General features: G+C 56.4%; 19 protein-coding genes. 10 read left to right on the forward strand and 9 right to left on the reverse strand.

Translation table 11 applies throughout. The annotated features are described in order from the left end of the window. Window positions 1–36: 36 nt before the first annotated feature. From mepS to V4835_RS08140, 4 genes are all read right to left on the reverse strand, one after another. Window positions 37–606 carry a bifunctional murein DD-endopeptidase/murein LD-carboxypeptidase gene (gene mepS / locus V4835_RS08125; protein WP_047346578.1) on the reverse strand — a complete coding sequence of 190 codons (570 nt, stop codon included), beginning with the start codon at window positions 604–606 and terminating at the stop codon, window positions 37–39. A 415-nt stretch (window positions 607–1,021) separates the two neighbouring features. Beyond that, complete coding sequence (locus V4835_RS08130; protein ID WP_331411876.1) at window positions 1,022–1,735, reverse strand: phosphatase PAP2 family protein; 714 nt, start codon at window positions 1,733–1,735, stop codon at window positions 1,022–1,024. Between the two features lie 33 nt (window positions 1,736–1,768). Beyond that, window positions 1,769–2,755 carry a CobW family GTP-binding protein gene (locus V4835_RS08135; RefSeq protein WP_063143769.1) on the reverse strand — a complete coding sequence of 329 codons (987 nt, stop codon included), beginning with the start codon at window positions 2,753–2,755 and terminating at the stop codon, window positions 1,769–1,771. A gap of 124 nt (window positions 2,756–2,879) precedes the next feature. Further along, on the reverse strand, window positions 2,880–4,346 hold the full coding sequence (locus tag V4835_RS08140) for a mannitol dehydrogenase family protein (RefSeq protein ID WP_331411877.1): 1,467 nt from the start codon (window positions 4,344–4,346) through the stop codon (window positions 2,880–2,882). A gap of 205 nt (window positions 4,347–4,551) precedes the next feature. On the opposite strand from V4835_RS08140, the gene uxuA reads away from it, so the two are divergent. Further along, the gene (gene uxuA, locus V4835_RS08145) at window positions 4,552–5,742 is read left to right on the forward strand and encodes a mannonate dehydratase (protein WP_063143771.1); all 1,191 of its coding nucleotides are present in this window, start codon (window positions 4,552–4,554) and stop codon (window positions 5,740–5,742) included. A gap of 117 nt (window positions 5,743–5,859) precedes the next feature. Here the strand turns inward: uxuA and yeiP are convergent, their stop codons facing one another. Then, window positions 5,860–6,432 (reverse strand): elongation factor P-like protein YeiP, encoded by a 573-nt coding sequence (gene yeiP / locus V4835_RS08150; RefSeq protein WP_008500940.1) that lies wholly within the window; start codon window positions 6,430–6,432, stop codon window positions 5,860–5,862. 164 nt (window positions 6,433–6,596) lie between these two features. Between yeiP and V4835_RS08155 the strand changes: the two genes are divergently transcribed. Next, a complete protein-coding gene (locus V4835_RS08155; RefSeq protein WP_063143815.1) occupies window positions 6,597–6,851 on the forward strand; it encodes a YkgJ family cysteine cluster protein in 255 nt (84 codons plus the stop codon). Here the strand turns inward: V4835_RS08155 and setB are convergent. Next, a complete protein-coding gene (gene setB, locus V4835_RS08160) occupies window positions 6,848–8,029 on the reverse strand; it encodes a sugar efflux transporter SetB (RefSeq protein ID WP_331411878.1) in 1,182 nt (393 codons plus the stop codon). The genes V4835_RS08155 and setB overlap by 4 nt on opposite strands. A gap of 362 nt (window positions 8,030–8,391) precedes the next feature. Between setB and fruB the strand changes: the two genes are divergently transcribed. The 3 genes from fruB to fruA are packed head-to-tail and all read left to right on the forward strand — an operon-like array spanning window position 8,392 to window position 12,156. Next, entirely contained in the window at window positions 8,392–9,522 is a 1,131-nt protein-coding gene (gene fruB, locus V4835_RS08165) for a fused PTS fructose transporter subunit IIA/HPr protein (RefSeq protein ID WP_331411879.1), read from the forward strand. Beyond that, complete coding sequence (gene fruK, locus V4835_RS08170) at window positions 9,522–10,460, forward strand: 1-phosphofructokinase (protein WP_008500936.1); 939 nt, start codon at window positions 9,522–9,524, stop codon at window positions 10,458–10,460. Before fruB ends, fruK begins: the two co-directional genes overlap by 1 nt. A gap of 16 nt (window positions 10,461–10,476) precedes the next feature. Beyond that, window positions 10,477–12,156 carry a PTS fructose transporter subunit IIBC gene (gene fruA / locus V4835_RS08175; protein ID WP_331411880.1) on the forward strand — a complete coding sequence of 560 codons (1,680 nt, stop codon included), beginning with the start codon at window positions 10,477–10,479 and terminating at the stop codon, window positions 12,154–12,156. A gap of 47 nt (window positions 12,157–12,203) precedes the next feature. Here fruA and nfo read toward each other — a convergent pair whose 3' ends face one another. Together nfo and V4835_RS08185 are read right to left on the reverse strand one after the other, a co-directional pair. Then, the gene (gene nfo / locus V4835_RS08180) at window positions 12,204–13,061 is read right to left on the reverse strand and encodes a deoxyribonuclease IV (RefSeq protein WP_063143775.1); all 858 of its coding nucleotides are present in this window, start codon (window positions 13,059–13,061) and stop codon (window positions 12,204–12,206) included. A 64-nt stretch (window positions 13,062–13,125) separates the two neighbouring features. After that, window positions 13,126–14,172 carry a YeiH family protein gene (locus tag V4835_RS08185; protein WP_023312477.1) on the reverse strand — a complete coding sequence of 349 codons (1,047 nt, stop codon included), beginning with the start codon at window positions 14,170–14,172 and terminating at the stop codon, window positions 13,126–13,128. A 97-nt stretch (window positions 14,173–14,269) separates the two neighbouring features. On the opposite strand from V4835_RS08185, the gene yieE reads away from it, so the two are divergent. The 3 genes from yieE to cirA all read left to right on the forward strand — a co-directional run bounded on the left by yieE (window position 14,270) and on the right by cirA (window position 18,981). Beyond that, on the forward strand, window positions 14,270–15,136 hold the full coding sequence (gene yieE / locus V4835_RS08190) for a DNA-binding transcriptional regulator YeiE (RefSeq protein ID WP_023312476.1): 867 nt from the start codon (window positions 14,270–14,272) through the stop codon (window positions 15,134–15,136). 180 nt (window positions 15,137–15,316) lie between these two features. Then, complete coding sequence (locus tag V4835_RS08195; RefSeq protein ID WP_063143776.1) at window positions 15,317–16,786, forward strand: amino acid permease; 1,470 nt, start codon at window positions 15,317–15,319, stop codon at window positions 16,784–16,786. A gap of 224 nt (window positions 16,787–17,010) precedes the next feature. Further along, entirely contained in the window at window positions 17,011–18,981 is a 1,971-nt protein-coding gene (gene cirA, locus V4835_RS08200; protein WP_331411881.1) for a catecholate siderophore receptor CirA, read from the forward strand. A 99-nt stretch (window positions 18,982–19,080) separates the two neighbouring features. Here cirA and fghA read toward each other — a convergent pair whose 3' ends face one another. Continuing rightward, complete coding sequence (gene fghA, locus V4835_RS08205) at window positions 19,081–19,908, reverse strand: S-formylglutathione hydrolase (protein ID WP_331411882.1); 828 nt, start codon at window positions 19,906–19,908, stop codon at window positions 19,081–19,083. A 138-nt stretch (window positions 19,909–20,046) separates the two neighbouring features. Here fghA and V4835_RS08210 point away from each other — a divergent pair, with 138 nt between their 5' ends. Then, window positions 20,047–21,195, forward strand: coding sequence for a YbfB/YjiJ family MFS transporter (locus tag V4835_RS08210; protein ID WP_331411883.1), 1,149 nt, complete (start codon window positions 20,047–20,049; stop codon window positions 21,193–21,195). 102 nt (window positions 21,196–21,297) lie between these two features. Beyond that, window positions 21,298–21,966 (forward strand): GTP cyclohydrolase I FolE, encoded by a 669-nt coding sequence (gene folE, locus V4835_RS08215; protein WP_008500927.1) that lies wholly within the window; start codon window positions 21,298–21,300, stop codon window positions 21,964–21,966. The last annotated feature ends 19 nt before the right edge of the window (window positions 21,967–21,985 follow it).

The following is a 21,985-nucleotide window of genomic DNA, read 5'->3' on the forward strand; positions in this document are numbered from 1 at the left end:
GTCAGCCAAGGGATAACCAACGATACAATAGTCATATTAACTGCGGGTCAGTACGCGGCGTGCTTCGTTATAGCGCTTCTTCCAGTATGGTTCATTCATGCTGGAAATGGTCACACCGCTACTGGTGGAGGCATGTACAAACTGGTCATTACCAATGTAGATGCCAACATGTCGACCTGTAGAACCGGCACGGAACAGGACTAAATCACCGGTGCGCAGTTTGGTACGTGAAATCGACTTGCCCATCTCCTGCTGTTCATAGGTTGAACGCGGAAGATCTAACCCAAACTGCTCGCGGAACGTACGCTGTACAAAACCGGAACAATCAATACCTGTTTTTGTGCTGCCGCCAAGACGATAGCGCACGCCTTTCCAGCTTGCATACTGGTCCATAATACGGGACTTAACGTCCAGATTACGTACCATATTTTCAAATTCATCCTGAGAGGCTTGCAGTGACGAGGAATCTTCCATTCCCACAACACGCGTCTCAGGATGCATATTCTTTGCGGTGTTCGATGTACTACATGCAGACAACAGTACCGCGACTGCTATCGCCGGGATCCCCCGTAAGATATATCTCAGAAACGGTTGAGATTTGACCATGTTGTTTATTATCCCTTGAAGTCCTTAACGACAAATATCGTTATAAAAATGCCAAACGTGACGAGACTAATTATCTGTTCACATTGAGACAATTGTTTCTGGTCACATTTGTGGCACAGCGCACAAAATTATTCACCAAGGAAATAATTATCTCTATGGGGCAAAACGAGTTCGAGATTAACCGATTGCCAGGGGTATTGCGAGTAAAAAAAGCCTTTTTTTTATAAGAAAATGTGATACAGAAAGTAAAAACATAGAATTGCGCAAAATAGCGACGGATCCGCTGCGCCAGTATGCAATTGCTTCATTTTTAACATGAATATGATGACGAGAATATGACAGCGGGGAAAGATCGCGGCGAGAACGCTATCAGGGATCATGTCGATCCCTGATAGCCCACGTTAATTTAGGTTAGTTATTTGTTTAATTGTTGTTGCGCTTTACCGGGAAGATAGCGATCGAACAGCGCTATTATCCTGTCGCTCAGCGGGGTCATTAAACACCACGGCAGCGCAATCAGCGCCACGGAGAGCGAACCGACGGCAATATCGGTGAACCAGTGGGCGCCAATCATTACGCGCGGGAAGGCAAAAACCACAAAAATAATCAGGGCTATGGCAAAGGCTTTTCTGCCGAAATAGCGAAGCATAATTGCGGAAAAAATAAGCAGCATCATGCCGTGATCGCCGGGGAAACTGTCCTTCGACGCATCTTTTGTTGGAATATGCAGCAGTTCGCTGACGCGATTAATATCGGTGAAGAATAGCGTTGGGCTTGAACGCTTAACCGGAATAATCGCGGTTGCCAGCTGGTTAATGACGACGGCAAACAGCAGCATCACCAGACCGATAATGAGAATACGCCGACGCCCGGCTTTATCCTCTTTCAGCCAGAAAGAGAGCATCAGGCAGCCCATGGCCAGCAGCGAGAAGCCGTCGAAGGCGCGGTTGTTGGTAATTGCTACCAGCCACAGGAACGCGTTGCTCTTCACCAGCTCCTGGTTGAAGAAGTGAAAAATGGCAGAATCCAGCGGGAACCAGAAACCATGATCCGCCGGGATATACCAGGAGAAGAAAAGCGCCAGACCGGCGACATTAAGCAGTAATATCAGGGGAAATCGAGTTGTCATAACGTTCTGCATAGAGTGAAAACTGGGGCAACGTTAGCCGCCCGAACTTAAACGAATCCTCAACAGGCTGGACTGGAGGGCATTCCAGTCGGCGTTAACCGCACTAATTAACTCTATTCGGCTGTCAGGCGGCGCCACATTTTGGGTTTCAATAAAGAAATCGTCGCCCTGACGGTTGATCCGCACCAGCCCGTCCGGCGTGCGCATGATCCCTTTCACGCGATCGACGGGAGCAAGTCTGGCCCACTCCAGGATCCCGATGGTATCGAAAACGGTTTCAGCATCAAAAATCCATCCGCAGGCCTGATATCCCTGGCCGCTGTTCAGGTTACGACGCCAGCGCTGGTGCTCCGGCAGGCTGAGGGCAGCCAGGCCCTGCTTAACCGGATGACTGTGCGCATGATCGGCGCTGGCAGGCAGCTCGGTGAGGTTCAGACGAGGAAGGTCAAGCAGGGCGCTATCAATATTCCCCTGGGTGGTCTGCACCCGCGTGCGATTGCCGCCGAAATGTTGCCACCACGCGTCCAGCGCGGCCTGGCTTTCCGCCGTGGCGCGATCTTCTTTATTGGCGACGATAACGTCCGCCGAGGCGAGCTGATCGCGGAAGTTCTCATTGGCCACCGCCTTGTCATCCAGAAGCTGACGCGGATCGAGCAGGCACAGGGTGGCGCGCAGATCGATCCACGGCTCGTAAACCGGCGCGGTCAGTAAATCGAGGATCTGCTTCGGGTGACCCAGCCCGGTGGGTTCGATCAGCAGGCGGTCAGGTTTGCCCTGACGCAGCAGGGTATTGAGCCCGACCTGCATCGGCAGACCATTGACGCAGCACATGCACCCGCCGGGGATCTCTTTAATCATCGCGCCGCTGGATGACAGCAACGCGCCGTCAATGCCCACCTCGCCAAATTCATTGACCAGCACGGCCCATTTCTCGGCCGGATCTTTGTTTGCCAGCAGGTGGAGAATTGAGGTGGTTTTACCGCTGCCGAGAAAACCGGTGATAAGGTTGGTTTTGGTCACGTGTGCTCCGAAAGAGAATTGTGATGCTATAACACTGTTCTCTCTATCCTGGCGAAAAACGTGACCTGTGAGAAGAGGAGGGGCGAACGGAGGCCTCATCCGTTCGCGTTAAGCGCAATAATCGTTAAATATTTAACGTTTCGATAACAGCCTGACGTGCGCCGTGGCGGGTAATGCGCTGGTATGCCTGGCTGACCGCCTCTACAAACACGCTGTTTTGCGCGAGATCGTGACCAAAGACCTCGCTCAGCCCCAGCAGGGCGTTAACGCGGTCGGCGTCGCTGCTGGCGACGACCATCGTGCGGATTTTCTCGCTGAGGGGATCGCGAACATCAATCGCGTTGCCACGGTCGTCGGTGCCGCTGACGTAGCGTATCCAGCCGGCCACGCCCAGGGCCAGCAGCGGCCACGGTGTTTTTCGCTCAAGATGAACGCGGATCCCGTCCAGCATTCTTTGCGGAAGCTTCTGGCTACCGTCCATCGCGATTTGCCAGGTCCGATGCTGGAGTGCCGGGTTGGCAAAGCGCTCGAGCAGGCTATCGGCGTAGGCGGTGAGGTCGACATCCTTAATGCGTAATGTGGGTGCCTGCTCGTCCAGCATCAGCCGACGGGCGGCTGCACGGAACGCAGCGTCCTCCATGCATTCATTAATATGGGCGTAGCCCGCGAGGTACCCCAGATATGCCAGGAAAGAGTGGCTGCCGTTGAGCATGCGCAGTTTCATCTGCTCCCAGGGCAGAACATCCTGCACCATCTGGACACCCGCGACTTCCCACTCCGGACGACCGGCGACAAAATTATCTTCCACCACCCACTGAATAAACGGTTCACAGCTGATGGCGCACGGATCTTCAACGCCGAGCGCGTCGGTGATTTCCGCCAGCGAGGCGTCTGTCGCAGCGGGAACAATTCTGTCGACCATCGTTCCCGGGAAGCTCACGTGGCTATCAATCCATTCTGACAGCGCCGCGGAACGCTTTTGCGCCATGCCCAGCACCGCGTTTTTCACCACGTGCCCGTTGTCGGGGATATTGTCGCAGGAAAGCACGGTAAACGCAGGCAAGCCTCGCTCGCGGCGGCGGTGAAGCGCTTCGACCAGGATCCCGGGGGCGGAATGCGGCTCTGAGGGGGTTTCAAGATCGTGAATTATCCGGGCGTTGTGCAGATCGAGTTTCCCGGTCGCGGGATCGATGCAGTAGCCTTTTTCCGTGATGGTGAGCGACACAATAGCGACCTGAGGCTCGCAAAATTTCTCAATAATGGCGGGCAGAGAGTCCAGCTTTGCGTTCAGGCATTCATGAACGGCACCGACGATAATCGCCTCATTGCCTTCTGCACCTTTCTCCAGCACGGTGAACAGGTGATCCTGCGCGCGCAGCTGGCCCATCAGCACGTCGCCGCTGAAGAGGCTAATCTCACAAATCCCCCAGTCGCCGCCTTTTTCATTCAGCACCCGGTTTGTTAACAAAGCCTGGTGCGCGCGGTGAAAGGCACCAAAGCCAAAATGGACGATGCGGGAGCGTAACTGCGTGCGATCGTAGCGAGGTTGCTGAACGTGGGCAGGAAGGGCGGTGGAGGCAATTGTCTTCATGAGATACACACCTGATTAACCATTAATTAACAATGCCAGTGTAAAGTTATATGACAGCAAATAAAATTGGTGAGCCGTAAATATCCCCGTTCTGTGAGTTTGATCAATCAATGTGTGGCGGTATATTGACCCTTAGCGGTAAACATGTATGGTAGTCGTCATTGCAGTAACGCATATTGGTATAACAACTTAAGAGGGTGAGGCAATGGAACAAACCTGGCGTTGGTACGGGCCGAACGATCCGGTTTCTCTTGATGATGTGCGTCAGGCTGGCGCAACGGGTGTCGTCACGGCGCTGCATCATATTCCAAACGGTCAGGTATGGCCGGTTGAAGAAATTCAACAGCGTCAGGCGCTGCTGGCGGAGAAGGGGTTAACCTGGTCTGTAGTGGAAAGCATTCCGGTTCACGAAGACATCAAAACCCATTCCGGTGAGTACCAGACCTGGATTGCTAACTATCAGCAGAGCATTCGCAACCTGGCGACCTGCGGCATTGATACGGTCTGCTATAACTTTATGCCCATCCTCGACTGGACGCGCACCGACCTTGAATACCAGATGCCGGACGGCTCGAAAGCGCTGCGTTTCGATCAGATTGCCTTTGCGGCATTCGAGCTGCACATTCTGAAACGCCCTGGTGCCGAAGCGGATTACACCGCGGAAGAGCAGCAGCAGGCGCTTGCGTGGTTTAACGCCGCCAGCGACGCGGATATCGAAAAGCTGACCCGTAATATTATTGCGGGCCTGCCGGGGGCTGAAGAGGGGTATACCCTGGATCAGTTCCGCGCGCGCCTGGCGGAATACGGCGATATTGATAAGCACCAGCTGCGTGAAAACATGGCGTACTTCCTGCGCGCTATCGTGCCGGTCGCAGAAGAGGCGGGTGTACGCCTCGCCGTGCATCCGGACGATCCACCGCGTCCTATCCTCGGCCTGCCGCGTATCGTTTCCACCCTTGAAGATATGCAGTGGCTGAAAGAGACGGTAAACAGCATCTATAACGGCTTTACCATGTGTACCGGCTCCTACGGCGTGCGTGCGGATAACGACCTGGTGCAGATGATCGAAACCTTCGGCGATCGTATCCACTTCACGCATCTGCGCGCGACCTGCCGCGAAGAGAATCCAAAAACCTTCCACGAGGCGGCGCACCTGGGCGGCGATGTGAATATGGTGGCGGTGGTAGACGCCATTCTGGCGGAAGAGGCGCGTCGCAAGCAGGCGGGCGATGTGCGTCCTATTCCGTTCCGTCCGGATCACGGTCACCAGATGCTGGACGATCTGCGTAAGAAAACCAACCCGGGCTATTCGGCGATTGGCCGTCTTAAAGGGATGGCGGAAGTGCGCGGCGTTGAGCTGGCGCTGAAGATGACGAAGTATCCTGAGCTTCTGTAAGCTCTGTTGCCCGGTGGCGCTGCGCTTACCGGGCCTACAAAAAAACCGGCCTGAGAGCCGGTTTTTGTATTTTTCCAGGTCGGGTAAGGCGAAGCCGCCACCCGACAAACGCCGCAATCAGTCAGCGCGACCCATATAGCGTTTTTCTTCGATATGGATGCGGATTTTCTCGCCAGCGGAGAGGTATTCCGGCACCTGCACAACCAGGCCGGTCGTCAGGGTAGCCGGTTTGTTGCGGGCACTTGCGGATGCGCCTTTGATGCCCGGTGCGGTTTCAACGATTTCCAGATCGACGGTCTGCGGCAGCTCCAGCGCCAGCAGCACGCCGTCCCAGGTCAGGACCTGCATGTCAGGCATGCCGCCTTCAGGGATGAACAGCAGCTCTTCTTCAATCTGATCTTTGGTGAAGATGTACGGGGTGTAATCTTCTTTATCCATGAACACGTATTCGTTGCCGTCTATGTAAGAGAAATCAACATAGCGACGGGTCAGGGTCACGGTATCGACGATATCGTCACCTTTAAAGCGCTCTTCCACTTTCAGGCCGGTACGCACATCGGCGAAACGCATTTTGTACAGCGTTGCTGCACCACGGGCGCTCGGGGCCTGAATATCGATATCTTTCACAATCAGCAGTTTGCCGTTGTAATTCAGCACCATACCTTTCTTAATTTCGTTCGCTCTTGGCATTGCAGTAATCCTGTTTACGGGAGGTAAAAAATATCGCGCCAAATTACTCGCGCGCGGCCTTTCAGGCAAGAGGAATTCGTGGCTTTTGCTATCAATACGCAAAAGGTGTTACTGTGCGCGCGATGCCCGACTGCGCGGGCGATCGTCAGCGAAAGAGAGCATTTATGGATTGCCGTCCAGACTGTGGCGCGTGCTGTACTGCACCGTCCATTTCAAGCCCCATTCCAGGAATGCCGGAGGGTAAACCTGCCAATACCCGCTGCGTTCAGCTCTCTGAAACCAATCTATGCATGATCTTTGGCTCACCGTTGCGCCCGAAAGTCTGCTCCGGGCTTCAGCCCGCTGCCGAAATGTGTGGCAGCACGCGAGGGCAGGCGATGACGTATCTTCTTGAGCTGGAAGCGCTCACCGCGCCTTAAACGTCTTTAATCCTCGCCAGACAGCCAATCGTCAGGGTACACATCACCAGCGCAATCCAGAACACCGTGTGATAGTTCCAGATTTCGGCCACGACACCGGCCATTGAGCCCGCGATAATCCAGCCCACGCGGGTGGTATTAGTATAAAGGGTGGTGGCAGAGCCCGCCTGACCCGGCATCAGATCCTGAAAATAGAGCATGCCTATCCCGGCGAGAATGCCAATATAGATGGCGTTCAGCAGCTGTAATGCCAGCAACAGCCCCGGCGTATGTACCGTCAGCATACCGATATAGAACAGCAGGCCGGCGACGGCGGCGATGCGCATTAAAAAACGCTTCCCGAAGCGCTTTGCGTAATAGCCCGCTATAAGCATGGTCGGGATCTCCAGCCCGGCGGCGGTACCCATCATAATGCCCGCCAGCTTCTCCGACAGGTGCAGTTCATCAATAATAAACAGCGGCATATTGATGATATACAGGCTGTTGGTGCCCCACATCAGCGTGCAGACAACAAACAGGAGCAGGGCATCGCGGCGGTTGCGGCGCGGCGCTTCCAGCACTCCCGTTGCCACTTTCGGCTCTTTGCGCATGGACGGCAGGAAGAACCACACCAGCGCGCCGCACGCCACAAACGCGACGGCCGCACTCAGGTACATCACCGTAAAGCCAAAACCCATCGCCAGCGCGTAGGCCAGCGGCGGACCAATCACCCATGCCAGCGACACCTGAGCGCGCAGGACGGAGCTGAACATCACCGCTTCACGTCCGGTATGGTCGGCGTGTTCGCGGGCAAGGGCGAACAGCTGGGGGTTCGCCGTTGAGCCAAAGCTGCTCAGGAATACCCCGACGAAGAGCAGAATGAAATAGTTGCGGTTCCAGGCAAACAGAACGCAGGCCATGACCCCCAGCAGACAGCAGAAAACGATCAGGCTTTTACGATCGCCTTTTCTGTCGGAGCGTCCCGCCAGAAACTGGCTGACCAGGATGCCGATGATGGCGCTTCCGGTAAAAAAGAAGCCCACCATTGCCGGGCGGACGTGAACCTCATTTGTCAGGAATAAGCTCAATGTCGGGGTCTGTAACGCACCGGCAATGCCCGTGAAGAAGGCAACCACCAGGAATGCCGCTGAGGTCAAATCAAAGGGCTTCGGCGAGACGGCCGCAGGGGTGTTATGCATGTTTTATAATTAGCGAGTAGCAGAGAGGAGGCGGAGTTTACGCCGTCAGCTAAAAAATAAACAGTGGGTGCGGTCAATGATGCCACGAAAAATCAAAATGGCATTTCAACTTATCTCTCACCTGGCTGAACTTAGCTGAAACTGTCTTGCTGAACTTCAGCAAAATTCAGCTGAACGAAGAAGAAATGTGCTGTATCTCTAAATTCTGAGATCGGAAATACGAGTTTACTTGCAAGACATTGCAGAAAGCGCAAGACTTTTTGAAACGTTTCAGCGCTATCTTGTTTTAACAAACGGAGCAGGCTAGCGCATTTTTTCTCATTAAAGCTGAAACGATTCAAGTTCAGCAGGAGTGGAGAACCATGTTCCAGTTATCTGTTCAGGATATCCACCCGGGCGCTCAGGCCGGGGATAAAGAAGAGGCTATTCGCCAGGTTGCCGCTGCGCTCGTGCAGGCGGGTAACGTCGCGGACGGCTATGTCAACGGCATGCTGGCCCGCGAACAGCAGACCTCAACCTTCCTCGGCAATGGCATTGCCATTCCGCACGGCACAACCGACACCCGCGATCAGGTGTTGAAAACCGGCGTTCAGGTTTATCAGTTCCCTCAGGGCGTGCTCTGGGGCGACGGTCAGGTGGCCTATGTGGCTATCGGCATCGCGGCCAGCAGCGACGAACACTTAGGTCTGCTGCGTCAGCTGACGCATGTCCTGAGCGATGACGATGTGGCTGAACAGCTGAAGTCCGCTACCACAGCTGAAGAGCTGCGCGCCTTGCTGATGGGCGAAAAACAGAGCGAAGCGCTGAAACTGGATAATGAAACGCTGACGCTGGATGTGGCTGCCTCCGATCTGGTGACGCTGCAGGCGCTGAACGCGGGTCGTCTGAAAGAAGCCGGCGCGGCGGATGCCACGTTTGTGGCGCGCGTAATTAACGATAAACCGTTGAATCTGGGTCAGGGTATCTGGCTGAACGACAGTGCTGAAGGCAACCTGCGCAGCGCTATCGCCGTGAGCCGCGCGGCCAATGCGTTTGACGTGGAAGGCGAGCGAGCGGCCATGCTGGTGACCGTGGCGATGAACGACGATCAGCCGGTTTCCGTGCTGAAGCGTCTGGGCGATCTGCTGCTGAACAACAAAGCTGAAAAACTGCTGAACGCTGATGCCTCCACCGTGCTGGCTCTGCTGACCAGTGATGATGCGCCGACTGAAGACGTGCTGACCGCTGAGTTCGTGGTACGTAACGAACACGGCCTGCATGCCCGTCCGGGCACCATGCTGGTGAATACCATTAAACAATTCGAGAGTGAGATCACCGTGACGAATCTTGATGGCACGGGCAAACCGGCCAACGGCCGTAGTCTGATGAAAGTTGTCGCGCTGGGCGTGAAGAAAGGCCACCGTCTGCGTTTCACCGCGCAGGGTGCCGATGCTGAACAGGCGCTGAAAGCGATTGGCGACGCCATCGCGGCGGGTCTGGGGGAGGGCGCATAATGAGCAGACGTGTTGCGACTATTACGCTGAACCCGGCTTATGACCTGGTAGGATTTTGCCCGGAAATTGAGCGCGGCGAAGTCAACCTCGTGCGTACCACTGGCCTGCATGCTGCGGGTAAAGGGATTAACGTCGCGAAAGTGCTCAAGGATCTCGGTATCGACGTCACCGTGGGTGGATTCCTCGGTAAAGATAACCAGGATGGTTTCCAGCAGCTGTTCAGCGAGCTGGGTATTGCCAACCGTTTTCAGGTTGTTCAGGGCCGTACCCGCATCAACGTTAAGCTTACCGAGAAAGACGGTGAAGTGACCGATCTGAACTTCTCTGGCTTCGAAGTAACGCCGTCGGACTGGGAGCGTTTTGTTAACGACTCTCTGACCTGGCTTGGTCAGTTTGACATGGTCTGCGTCAGCGGCAGCCTGCCGTCCGGCGTGAGCCCGGAAGCGTTTACCGACTGGATGACGCGCCTGCGCAGCCAGTGCCCGTGCATCATTTTTGACAGCAGCCGCGACGCGCTGGTTGCGGGCCTGAAAGCCTCGCCGTGGCTGGTGAAGCCGAATCGCCGCGAGCTGGAGATCTGGGCGGGTCGTAAGCTGCCAGAATTAAAAGATGTGATTGACGCTGCCCATGCGCTGCGCGAGCAGGGTATCGCTCACGTGGTGATCTCTCTTGGTGCAGAAGGCGCGCTGTGGGTTAACGCGTCTGGTGAATGGATCGCCAAACCGCCGTCAATGGAAGTTGTCAGCACCGTTGGCGCAGGGGATTCCATGGTTGGCGGCCTGATTTATGGTCTGCTGATGCGTGAATCCAGTGAACATACTTTACGTCTTGCCACCGCCGTTGCTGCCCTGGCCGTAAGCCAGAGCAATGTCGGCATTACCGATCGTACCCAGTTAGCCGCGATGATGGCGCGCGTTGACTTAAAACCTTTTAACTAACAGCAGGAGAGGAATAATGAAAACGCTGCTGATCATTGACTCCGGTCTCGGACAGGCTCGCGCCTATATGGCGAAGACCTTGCTGGGCGCGGCGGCACAAAAAGCACATCTGGACATTATCGATAATCCAGGCGATGCAGAACTGGCCATTGTACTGGGCGACAAAATCCCGGCTGACAGTGCGCTGAACGGCAAAAAAGTGTGGCTGGGCGATATTAATCGCGCGGTGGCACACCCGGAACTGTTCCTGAGCGAAGCGAAAGGTCACGCGTCTGTCTACAGCGCGCCTGTCGCGACGGCACCGGCTGCGGGTCCGAAACGCATTGTTGCGGTGACGGCCTGCCCGACGGGGGTGGCTCACACCTTTATGGCAGCTGAAGCCATTGAAACCGAAGCGAAAAAACGCGGCTGGTGGGTTAAAGTTGAAACGCGCGGCTCCGTCGGTGCCGGTAACGCTATCACCCCAGAAGAAGTGGCTGAGGCCGATCTGGTGATCGTGGCGGCGGATATCGAAGTGGACCTGGCGAAATTTGCCGGTAAGCCAATGTATCGTACGTCTACCGGCCTGGCGCTGAAAAAGACCGCGCAGGAGTTTGATAAAGCGCTGGTGGAAGCGAAGCCGTATCAGGCAACCGGTGCGCGTCCAACCGCGACGGAAGGTAAGAAAGAGTCTGCAGGCGCCTATCGCCATCTGTTGACCGGTGTGTCTTACATGCTGCCGATGGTGGTTGCGGGCGGTCTGTGTATTGCCCTCTCGTTCGCATTTGGTATTACCGCGTTTAAAGAGCAAGGCACGCTGGCCGCTGCGTTAATGCAGATTGGCGGCGGATCCGCGTTCGCACTGATGGTCCCCGTTCTGGCAGGCTTTATTGCCTTCTCCATCGCTGACCGTCCTGGCCTGACGCCGGGTCTTATCGGCGGTATGCTGGCCGTGAGCACTGGTTCTGGCTTTATCGGCGGTATTATCGCGGGCTTCCTCGCCGGTTACGTCGCGAAGCTCATCAGCTCGAAGCTCAAGCTGCCGCAGAGTATGGAAGCGCTGAAACCGATTCTGATCATCCCGCTGATTTCCAGCCTGGTGGTCGGTCTGGCGATGATTTACCTGATTGGTAAGCCGGTTGCAGGCATCCTGGCGGGTCTGACCCACTGGCTGCAAACCATGGGCACCGCGAACGCGGTTCTGCTGGGTGCTATCCTCGGCGGCATGATGTGTACCGACATGGGTGGTCCGGTGAACAAAGCGGCGTACGCCTTTGGTGTTGGCCTGCTGAGTACCCAGACCTACGCACCGATGGCTGCCATCATGGCGGCAGGCATGGTGCCGCCTCTGGCGCTCGGTCTGGCGACGATTATTGCCCGTCGTAAGTTCGATAAAGCGCAACAGGAAGGCGGTAAAGCGGCGCTGGTGCTGGGCTTGTGCTTCATTACCGAAGGCGCGATTCCGTTCGCAGCACGTGACCCAATGCGCGTTCTGCCATGCTGTATCGTCGGTGGTGCGGTAACGGGTGCAATCTCCATGGCGATTGGCGCGAAGCTGATGGCACCGCACGGCGGTCTGTTCGTGCTGCTGATCCCGGGCGCCATCACCCCGGTCCTGGGCTATCTGCTGGCGATTATCGCGGGTACGCTGGTGGCGGGTCTGTCTTACGCGGTGCTGAAGCGTCCGGAAGCGGAAGTCGTGGCAAAAGTAGCGTAAGCGTTAAACAACAAAAAAGCCGGGTGCATAATGCAACCCGGCTTTTTTTATGCCGCCTGTTCAGCGGTTTGCTGTGCCTTCAGCCAGGCAATCTCTTCCGCCCAGATGTCCGGGTTAATGGTTTCCAGCACCATCGGAATACCGTCGAAGCGGGCGTCCTGCATGATGAAGCGGAACGCATCATGGCCAATGTTGCCTTCGCCCAGGCTGTGGTGGCGGTCAACGCGGCTGCCGAACGCACTTTTTGCATCGTTCAGGTGCATGCCGCGCAGGTACTGAAAGCCCACAATGCGCTCGAACTCATCAAACGTGTTTTTCGTTGCCTCGGTGGTGCGCAGGTCATAACCGGCGGCAAACGCGTGGCAGGTATCAATGCACACGCCAACGCGGGATTTATCCTCCACGCCGTCGATAATCGCCGCCAGATGTTCAAACCTAAAGCCGAGGTTGCTGCCCTGACCGGCGGTATTCTCAATCACCGCGGTGACGCCTTTAGTCTTGTCCAGCGTGATGTTGATGGATTCGGCAATGCGCGCCAGGCAGGCATCTTCGTCGATTTGCATCAGATGGCTACCAGGATGGAAGTTCAGCAGCGTCAGCCCCAGCTGTTCGCAGCGCTGTACTTCATCAAGAAACGCCTCGCGGGATTTTTCCAGCGCCTCTTCAACCGGGTGACCGAGGTTGATCAGGTAGCTGTCGTGGGGGAGGATCTGGCCGGGCCCGTAGTGGTATTTCTCACAGGCGGCTTTGAAATCATCAATCACCTCAGCGGTGAGCGCTGCGGCGCGCCACTGGCGCTGGTTTTTGGTGAACAGGGCGAAAGCGGTCGCCTCGATTTCGGCGGCGCGAATGGCGGCATTCGCAAGGCCACCTGCAGCGCTGACGTGCGCTCCAACGTATTTCATAAAAAAACTCCTGCTAACCCGAAACGCTTATGATAGCGGGTTAGCAGGAGAAGGACGAGATGGTTTATGCCATCAGGCTGTGCACCGCGAGGTTAATCGCACCGCCGCCGACAATCAGCCAGATGAAGAGCACCAGCGCCATCAGCAGCGGTTTGGCACCGGCTTTTTTCAGCGCGCTGACGTGTGTGGTGACCCCCAGCGCCGCCATCGCCATCGCCAGCAGCACGGTATCCAGCGTCACCAGCATATCGACAACGGCTTTCGGCAGCAGGTGGAAGGAGTTGAAAATCGCCACCACGATAAACAGGATCGCAAACCACGGAATGGTGATTTTGCTTTTCTGATTACTGTCCGCCGGTGCCAGCTGCTTAACCCGCGCCGCGAGGAAAATCAGGAACGGCGCCAGCATCATCACGCGCAGCATTTTGGCAATCACCGCCGCGTTTTCTGCTTCCGGGTTAATGGCATGTCCTGCCGCCACCACCTGGGCCACTTCGTGCATGGTCGAACCGATGTAGATGCCGTAGGTTTCCGGGCTAAACCAGTGCGCCACCAGCGGATACATTGCCGGGTAAAGGAAGATCGCCAGCGTACCGAAGATTACCACCGTCGCCACCGCCACGGTCACCTTGCTGGCTTCGGCTTTAACCACGGGCTCTGTTGCCAGCACCGCCGCCGCTCCGCAGATACTGCTCCCGGCACCGATCAGCCAGCTGGTTTGCTTATCCAGGCCAAAGACTTTCTGGCCGATAAAGCAGGCCAGTAAAAAGGTGCTGGTCAGGGTCAGGACGTCGATAGCAATTCCGCTCACGCCCACGTCCGCAATCTGCGAAAAGGTGAGGCGGAAGCCGTAAAGGATGATCCCGAGGCGCAGCAGGTGCTGTTTGGCAAAGATCACGCCGCCGTCGCAGGATTTCCAGATATGCGGGTAAACGGTATTTCCCACGACCATGCCCAGCAAAATGGCCAGCGTCAACGCGCTAAAGCCTGCGCCTGCGATAGCCGGGATGCTGCCGCCCCATAATGCTACGGCGGTCACTGCTGCGCTAAGCGCGAGGCCCGGCACGAAGTGCCACACTGTACGATGATGTTGTAAGGTGATTTCTGACATAACCTTCTCCTTTGTCTGGCTAAAGGTTACGGCGCTCTGGCTTAAAAATAAAATTGATTATATACTTATAATCAATCTATATAAGTGGTAAGTAACCATGCACATTACATTGCGTCAGCTGGAGGTGTTTGCCGAGGTGCTGAAAAGCGGTTCGACGACCCAGGCGTCACAAATGCTGGCGCTCTCGCAGTCTGCGGTCAGCGCGGCGTTGACCGATCTTGAGGGACAGCTGGGCGTTCAGCTTTTCGACAGGGTAGGGAAGCGTCTGGTGGTCAACGAGCACGGCCGTCTTCTTTATCCACGCGCGCTGGCGCTGCTCGAGCAGGCTATCGAAATCGAACAGCTGTTCCGCGAGGACAACGGCGCGATCCGCGTCTACGCCAGCAGCACCATTGGGAACTACATCCTGCCGGAAGTGATTGCCCGCTACCGCCGGGATTTCCCCACCCTGCCGCTGGAGATGAGCGTGGGCAATAGCCAGGACGTGATCAACGCGGTGATCGATTTCCGCGTGGATATCGGCCTCATCGAAGGGCCTTGCCATAACGTCGATATCATTGCCGAGCCCTGGCTGGAAGACGAGCTGGTGGTGTTTGCGTCCCCGGCCTCGTCGTTATTGCAGGGCGAGGTGACGCTGGAGCGCCTGGCGCAGGCGCAGTGGATCCTGCGCGAACAGGGCTCCGGCACGCGTGAAATTGTCGATTATCTGCTGCTTTCCCATCTGCCGCATTTCCAGCTAGGGATGGAGCTTGGGAACTCTGAGGCCATCAAGCACGCGGTGCGTCATGGCCTGGGGATCAGCTGTCTTTCGCGGCGCGTCATTGCCGAACAGCTTGAAACGGGGTCGCTGGTTGAAATCCCGGTTCCATTGCCGAAGCTGGTGCGCACGCTATGGTGCATTCATCACCGCCAGAAACACCTTTCCAGTTCTCTGCAGCGTTTTCTGCGCTACTGCGCCATTTAACGCTCCCCGGTGGCGCTTCGCTTACCGGGGCTACGCGCGCCTGTCACCCCACATTTTTATGCTTTACTTATAATCCTGGCCGAGTCATGAAGCTCTCTTATAACTGAGTATTTCTGCCGGAAGGAACGCGGATCGTCTGCTACAATCGCGCCTCATTTATTAAATGGACAGCATTTTCATATGGTTTCAGAAATTAAAACCACAGAAGCGCCCACGCTACGTCGTGAACTCAAGGCGCGTCACCTGACGATGATCGCTATTGGCGGCTCAATCGGTACAGGTCTTTTCGTTGCCTCTGGCGCAACAATTTCGGCAGCAGGCCCGGGTGGGGCACTCTTCTCTTATATCCTGATTGGCCTGATGGTGTACTTCCTGATGACCAGTCTCGGCGAACTGGCCGCGTACATGCCGGTATCCGGTTCGTTCTCGACCTACGGTCAAAAATACGTTGAAGAAGGCTTCGGCTTCGCGCTGGGCTGGAACTACTGGTACAACTGGGCGGTCACTATCGCCGTTGACCTTGTCGCCGCACAGCTGGTGATGAACTGGTGGTTCCCGGATACGCCGGGCTGGATCTGGAGCGCCCTGTTCCTGGTCGTCATCTTCCTGCTGAACTACATCTCCGTGCGCGGTTTCGGCGAAGCGGAATACTGGTTCTCTTTGATCAAAGTGGCAACCGTCATCATCTTTATCGTCGTCGGTGTGGCGATGATCGTTGGTATTTTCAAAGGCGCAGAACCTGCTGGCTGGAGTAACTGGGCGATAGGCGATGCGCCGTTTGCCGGGGGACTGTCGGCGATGATTGGCGTGGCGATGATTGTCGGCTTCTCCTTCCAGGGGACCGAGCTGATTGGTATCGCCGCCGGTGAGTCAGAGAACCCGGAGAAAAATATTCCGCGTGCGGTCCGTCAGGTCTTCTGGCGTATCCTGCTGTTCTATGTGTTCGCGATCCTGATTATCAGCCTGATCATCCCGTACACCGATCCAAGCCTGCTGCGTAATGACGTAAAAGACATTAGCGTCAGTCCGTTCACGCTGGTCTTCCAGCACGCCGGTCTGCTTTCAGCCGCGGCAGTGATGAATGCCGTTATCCTGACCGCTGTGCTTTCAGCCGGTAACTCCGGGATGTACGCGTCCACCCGTATGCTCTATACGCTGGCATGCGACGGTAAAGCACCGCGTATCTTCGCGAAGCTGTCCCGTGGCGGCGTACCGCGTAACGCGCTGTATGCCACAACGGTGATTGCCGGTCTGTGCTTCCTGACCTCCATGTTTGGCAACCAGACGGTATACCTGTGGCTGCTTAACACGTCCGGGATGACGGGCTTTATTGCCTGGCTGGGGATTGCCATTAGCCACTACCGTTTCCGCCGCGGCTTCGTCAAGCAGGGTCACGATATTAACTCGCTGCCGTATCGCTCCGGCTTCTTCCCGCTGGGTCCCATTTTCGCTTTCATTCTGTGCCTGATCATTACGCTTGGGCAGAACTATGAAGCGTTCCTGGCGGACACCATTGACTGGGGCGCCGTCACGGCGACCTACATTGGTATTCCGCTGTTCCTCGTCATCTGGTTTGGCTACAAGCTGACGAAAGGAACAAAATTCGTTCGCTACAGTGAAATGGAATTCCCGGAACGATTTAAACAATAACCGCACTTCCTCTCTTTTAACCCGCTCATTCGAGCGGGTTTTTTTATTCCCGCAGGCTGAAACAAAGATATATTTCTTAACAATTTAATTGATAATAATTATCGTTTGCTTTATCGTTATCAAAAATAAGCGTGTCACCGACCCACCGCAGATGTGGGCGGCAGGGAAGACGCTGTGAGCAATGATGATTTGATTTAGTTGTATTTACCTCATGGAGATATGGAATGTTTAGGTTGAATCCCTTCGTCAGGGGAGGACTTTGTGCGTCCGCAATGTCCCTGGCCCTGCCTGTTATCGCAGCGGAATCCGGCGACACAATGGTTGTAACGGCCTCCGCGACCGAGCAAAACCTGAAAGATGCACCCGCAAGCATCAGCGTGATTACCCAGGAAGATTTGCAGCGCAAGCCCGTTCAGAATCTGAAAGATGTGTTACGGGATGTGCCGGGCGTTCAGCTCACGAGCGAAGGGGACAACCGTAAAGGGGTAAGTATTCGTGGACTGGACAGCAGCTATACGCTGATCCTAGTCGACGGCAAGCGCGTCAACTCGCGTAACGCGGTGTTCCGCCATAATGATTTCGACCTCAACTGGGTGCCGGTTGACGCCATCGAACGAATCGAAGTGGTACGCGGACCGATGTCTTCTCTGTACGGTTCCGATGCGCTGGGCGGCGTGGTGAACATTATCACCAAAAAAATCGGCCAGAAATGGACGGGCACCCTGAGCGCCGACTCCACGATTCAGGAACACCGCGACCGTGGAGATACGTACAACGGCCAGTTCTATACCAGCGGTCCGCTGGTGGACGGCCTGCTGGGGCTGAAAGCCTACGGTAGCCTCGCGAAGCGTGAGAAAGACGGTCAGCAGAAATCCTCCACCACGGCGAGCGGTGAAACGCCGCGCATTGAAGGCTTCACCAGCCGCGATGCGAATGTGGAGTTCGCCTGGACACCGTCTGAAAATCATGACTTTACGGCGGGCTACGGTTTCGACCGTCAGGATCGTGACTCGGATTCCCTCGATAAAAACCGCCTTGAGCGTCAGAACTACTCTCTCAGCCACAACGGTCGTTGGGGCGTCGGCAACAGCGAGCTGAAGGTCTACGGCGAAAAGGTGGATAACAAAAACCCGGGCAACAGCAATCCGATCACCTCCGAGAGCAACGCGGTGGACGGAAAATACGTGCTGCCGCTGGGCGAAATCAACCAGCTGCTGACCTTCGGCGGCGAATGGCGTCACGATAAGCTGAAAGATCCGGTCAACCTGACGGGCGGTTCCAGCAGCAGTACGTCGACAAGCCAGTATGCTCTGTTCCTGGAAGATGAGTGGCGTATTTTTGAACCTCTGGCGCTGACCACCGGCATCCGTATGGACGACCATGATACCTACGGCGATCACTGGAGCCCGCGAGCCTATCTGGTCTACAGCGCGACCGATACCGTAACGGTGAAAGGGGGCTGGGCCACCGCGTTTAAAGCGCCGTCGCTGCTGCAGCTAAGCCCGGACTGGGTCACCGGCTCGTGCCGCGGTGCCTGTGAGATTGTCGGTAACCCTGATCTGAAGCCGGAAACCAGCGAGAGCTTCGAATTCGGTCTCTACTACAGCGGGGAAGAGGGCTGGTTAGAGGGCGTGCAGGCCAGCGTCACCACCTTCCAGAATAATGTGGATGATCGCATCAGCATTAACCGTACGGCCAGTGTGACACAGGCCCAAAGCTACCCTAACTACGTTGGCCTGAATGCGGACGGTGAACCGATTTTCCGCTACTACAACGTTAACAAGGCGCGCATCCGAGGGGTAGAGACCGAGCTGAAATTCCCGCTGGCGGACGACTGGAAAGTGACGCTGAACTACACCTACAACGACGGTCGTGACATCAGCAACGGCGGCAACAAGCCGCTGTCCGATCTGCCGTTCCACACCGCTAACGGTACCGTTGACTGGAAGGCGACGCAGGACTGGTCGTTCTATGTTCAGGGCAACTATACCGGTGAGAAACGCGCGCTGACCAGCAGTGCAGCAACGCCGGGTGGCTACGTCATCTGGAATACCGGCGCCGCGTGGCAGGCGACGAAAAGCGTGAAGCTGCGCGCGGGCGTGCAGAACCTGCTGGATAAAGATCTGAGCCGTGACGATTACAGCTATACGGAAGATGGCCGTCGCTACTTTGTCGGTGTGGATTATAAGTTCTGATGTAACCTTTATGCCCGGTGGCGCTTCGCTTACCGGGCCTACAACAACCACGAATGTAGGCCGGGTAAGGCGAAGCCGCCACCCGGCAATCACCCGCACTTACCCAAACAAATGCTTCGCATGGAAGCGGAGATGATCCTCAATAAAGGACCCGATAAAGTAATAGCTGTGGTCATACCCCGGCTGGATGCGCAGCGTTAGCGGCCAGTCCTTCTGGCGTGCCGCTTCTGCCAGCACCGCAGGCTGTAGCTGTCCGGCGAGGAACTGATCCGCATCGCCCTGATCGATAAGCATCGGGATCGCATTTGCCGAGCTGCTGGCCAGCATCAGCGCATAGCTGTCCCATTCCTGCCATTTTGCTTCATCTTCACCCAGATAGTTCGTGAAGGCTTTCTGCCCCCACGGCACCTGAGTAGGGTTCACAATTGGCGCAAATGCCGACACGCTGACGTATTTTCCCGGATTTTTGAGCGCCATGATTAGCGCTCCGTGTCCACCCATGGAGTGGCCGCTGATGGCGCAGCGGTCGCTTACCGCAAACCCGGAGTGAACCAGCGCGGGCAGCTCGTCGCGAATGTAATCATACATGCGGTAGTGGCGCGCCCAGGGCTGCTCGGTTGCATTCAGATAAAACCCGGCGCCTTTGCCCAGGTCGTATCCTGCGTCGTCGGCCACATCGTCGCCACGCGGGCTGGTGTCTGGCATCACCAGCGCAATGCCCAGCTCGGCGGCAAGTCGCTGCGCGCCCGCTTTGGTGGTGAAGTTTTCGTCGTTGCAGGTCAGGCCTGACAGCCAGAACAGAACCGGCGGATTTTCCGCTGGCGGCAGGAAAATGCTGAACGTCATCGCACAGTTCAGAACGGTGGAGTCATGCCGCCAGCGCTGCTGTCGACCTTCAAAACAACGGTGCTCTTCGAGCAGTTCCATGCAGGGCTCCTTAATGAGAATGCGTATTCATAAAAACCATAATACAGCCTTTTCATTGACCTGTGAGTAACTTTCACTTTCGCCAGACGGCGAGATGCTGCATCATAAATTTACTTTTCTTTAACAATTGGAGCCGTCATGGCGCTGCGTATTGCGCTCAGTGGGTTTGTCGTTCTGGTGGTGGCGATGGGGATAGGGCGCTTTGCCTTTACGCCTCAGGTGCCGCTCATGATTGCTGCCGGGCAGCTTACGCTGACCAGCGCGGGTCTGGTCGCGGCGATGAATTATCTGGGCTATCTGGTGGGCGCATGGGATGCCATGCGCGCGCACCGCTTTGTGGAAACGCGCCTCTGGCTTGGCATTACCGGTGCGGTTGCGCTGACGCTGCTCTCCGCGGCGGCGGATAATGCCGTCGTGCACGGCCTGCTGCGCTTCGTGATTGGCTGCATGAGCGGCTGGTCCATGGTACTGATTGCCGCCTGGACCAACGAACGGCTGGGGCAGCTGGGTAAACCGGGCCTGAGCGCTGCCGTGTTTGCCGGACCGGGGGCGGGCATTGCCCTGAGCGGGCTGCTCGCCGTCTATATTCAGGCGAAATCCCTTTCGGCCGGGGCGGCATGGCAAATCTACGGCGTGCTGGCGCTGGTGCTGATTGCGCTGGTGGCGCGTTACCTGCCGCGGTCCGGGCAGCTCCATCGGCCAGGCACCGCGCCGGAGCCGCTGGTGCTGACGGCGGATTTAAAGCGCCTTGTCTGGAGCTACAGCCTGACCGGGTTTGGCTATATCCTCCCGGCGACCTTCCTTTCACAAATGGCGGCGGTGCGTTTTCCCGGCAGCCTGTTTGCCCAGTTTGTCTGGCCGATTTTTGGCATCGCCGCCGTGGTGGGCATTGCGCTCAGTATTCTTTTACGCCACACCTCAACGGCTAACCGCAGGCTGGCTATCGTGCTGTGGTTACAGGGGGCTGGCGTGCTGGCGGCCTGGCTGCTGCCGGGGATTGGCGGTTTGCTGACGGGCGGGCTGCTGGTGGGCGGCGGCTTTTTGTGCGCCGTGCAGCTCTCTCTTTTATATGGTCGCGAGCTGGCGCCAAACCATACGCGCTATATGGCAGGCCTGCTCACCACCGGGTATGCGGTTGGGCAGTTGATTGGCCCGATGACCTCGGCGTTATCAACCTGGCTTACCCACCGGCTGGAGCCCGCGCTGGGGCTGGCGGGCGTTGCGCTGTTCGTCGGGGGAGCCCTGGTCTGGAATCGTCACGCTGAAAGGCAACAGCAATTGCAATAATTATCGTCGTGAATACTGGATTATGTGCGCGGCCTCACGCACAATGAGCGCATACTTTTGCCACAACGAGGGCAAAAGACGCCACACCTGCAGGAGAACAAAATGTCATCACTCAGTAAAGAAGCTGCCCTGGTCCACGAAGCCCTGGTTGCGCGCGGTCTTGAAACGCCACTGCGTCCGCCCGTACAGGATTTGGACAATGAAACCCGCAAGCGTCTGATTGCCGGTCATATGACCGATATCATGGAGCTGCTGAATCTCGATCTGAGTGACGACAGTCTGATGGAGACGCCGCACCGCATCGCGAAAATGTACGTCGACGAAATTTTCTCCGGTCTGGATTACGCCAACTTCCCGAAAATCACCGTCATTGAAAACAAGATGAAAGTGGATGAGATGGTGACGGTACGCGATATCACGCTGACCAGCACCTGCGAACACCATTTTGTGACCATCGACGGTAAAGCGACCGTGGCGTATATCCCAAAAGATACGGTGATTGGCCTGTCGAAGATCAACCGCATCGTGCAGTTCTTTGCTCAGCGTCCGCAGGTGCAGGAGCGTCTGACGCAGCAGATCCTGACCGCGCTGCAAACGCTGCTGGGCACCAATAACGTGGCCGTATCTATCGACGCGGTTCACTACTGCGTGAAGGCGCGCGGCGTGCGTGATGCGACCAGCGCGACCACAACAACCTCGCTGGGCGGCCTGTTTAAATCGAGCCAGAATACCCGCCAGGAGTTCCTGCGCGCGGTACGTCACCACAACTAAGTCTTACAGGGCAGGAACC

The sequence above is a fragment of the Enterobacter cloacae complex sp. CARB60 genome (assembly GCF_036487345.1).
GTDB lineage: Bacteria > Pseudomonadota > Gammaproteobacteria > Enterobacterales > Enterobacteriaceae > Enterobacter > Enterobacter asburiae_D.

Excerpts from the sequence above, each read along its gene's own strand:
- mepS (WP_047346578.1), bottom strand. The coding sequence starts at position 606 with ATGGTCAAATCTCAACCGTTTCTGAGATATATCTTACGGGGGATCCCG.
- V4835_RS08130 (WP_331411876.1), bottom strand. The coding sequence starts at position 1,735 with ATGACAACTCGATTTCCCCTGATATTACTGCTTAATGTCGCCGGTCTG.
- V4835_RS08140 (WP_331411877.1), bottom strand. The coding sequence starts at position 4,346 with ATGAAGACAATTGCCTCCACCGCCCTTCCTGCCCACGTTCAGCAACCT.
- uxuA (WP_063143771.1), top strand. The coding sequence starts at position 4,552 with ATGGAACAAACCTGGCGTTGGTACGGGCCGAACGATCCGGTTTCTCTT.
- yeiP (WP_008500940.1), bottom strand. The coding sequence starts at position 6,432 with ATGCCAAGAGCGAACGAAATTAAGAAAGGTATGGTGCTGAATTACAAC.
- V4835_RS08155 (WP_063143815.1), top strand. The coding sequence starts at position 6,597 with ATGGATTGCCGTCCAGACTGTGGCGCGTGCTGTACTGCACCGTCCATT.
- setB (WP_331411878.1), bottom strand. The coding sequence starts at position 8,029 with ATGCATAACACCCCTGCGGCCGTCTCGCCGAAGCCCTTTGATTTGACC.
- fruB (WP_331411879.1), top strand. The coding sequence starts at position 8,392 with ATGTTCCAGTTATCTGTTCAGGATATCCACCCGGGCGCTCAGGCCGGG.
- fruK (WP_008500936.1), top strand. The coding sequence starts at position 9,522 with ATGAGCAGACGTGTTGCGACTATTACGCTGAACCCGGCTTATGACCTG.
- fruA (WP_331411880.1), top strand. The coding sequence starts at position 10,477 with ATGAAAACGCTGCTGATCATTGACTCCGGTCTCGGACAGGCTCGCGCC.
- nfo (WP_063143775.1), bottom strand. The coding sequence starts at position 13,061 with ATGAAATACGTTGGAGCGCACGTCAGCGCTGCAGGTGGCCTTGCGAAT.
- V4835_RS08185 (WP_023312477.1), bottom strand. The coding sequence starts at position 14,172 with ATGTCAGAAATCACCTTACAACATCATCGTACAGTGTGGCACTTCGTG.
- yieE (WP_023312476.1), top strand. The coding sequence starts at position 14,270 with ATGCACATTACATTGCGTCAGCTGGAGGTGTTTGCCGAGGTGCTGAAA.
- V4835_RS08195 (WP_063143776.1), top strand. The coding sequence starts at position 15,317 with ATGGTTTCAGAAATTAAAACCACAGAAGCGCCCACGCTACGTCGTGAA.
- cirA (WP_331411881.1), top strand. The coding sequence starts at position 17,011 with ATGTTTAGGTTGAATCCCTTCGTCAGGGGAGGACTTTGTGCGTCCGCA.
- fghA (WP_331411882.1), bottom strand. The coding sequence starts at position 19,908 with ATGGAACTGCTCGAAGAGCACCGTTGTTTTGAAGGTCGACAGCAGCGC.
- V4835_RS08210 (WP_331411883.1), top strand. The coding sequence starts at position 20,047 with ATGGCGCTGCGTATTGCGCTCAGTGGGTTTGTCGTTCTGGTGGTGGCG.
- folE (WP_008500927.1), top strand. The coding sequence starts at position 21,298 with ATGTCATCACTCAGTAAAGAAGCTGCCCTGGTCCACGAAGCCCTGGTT.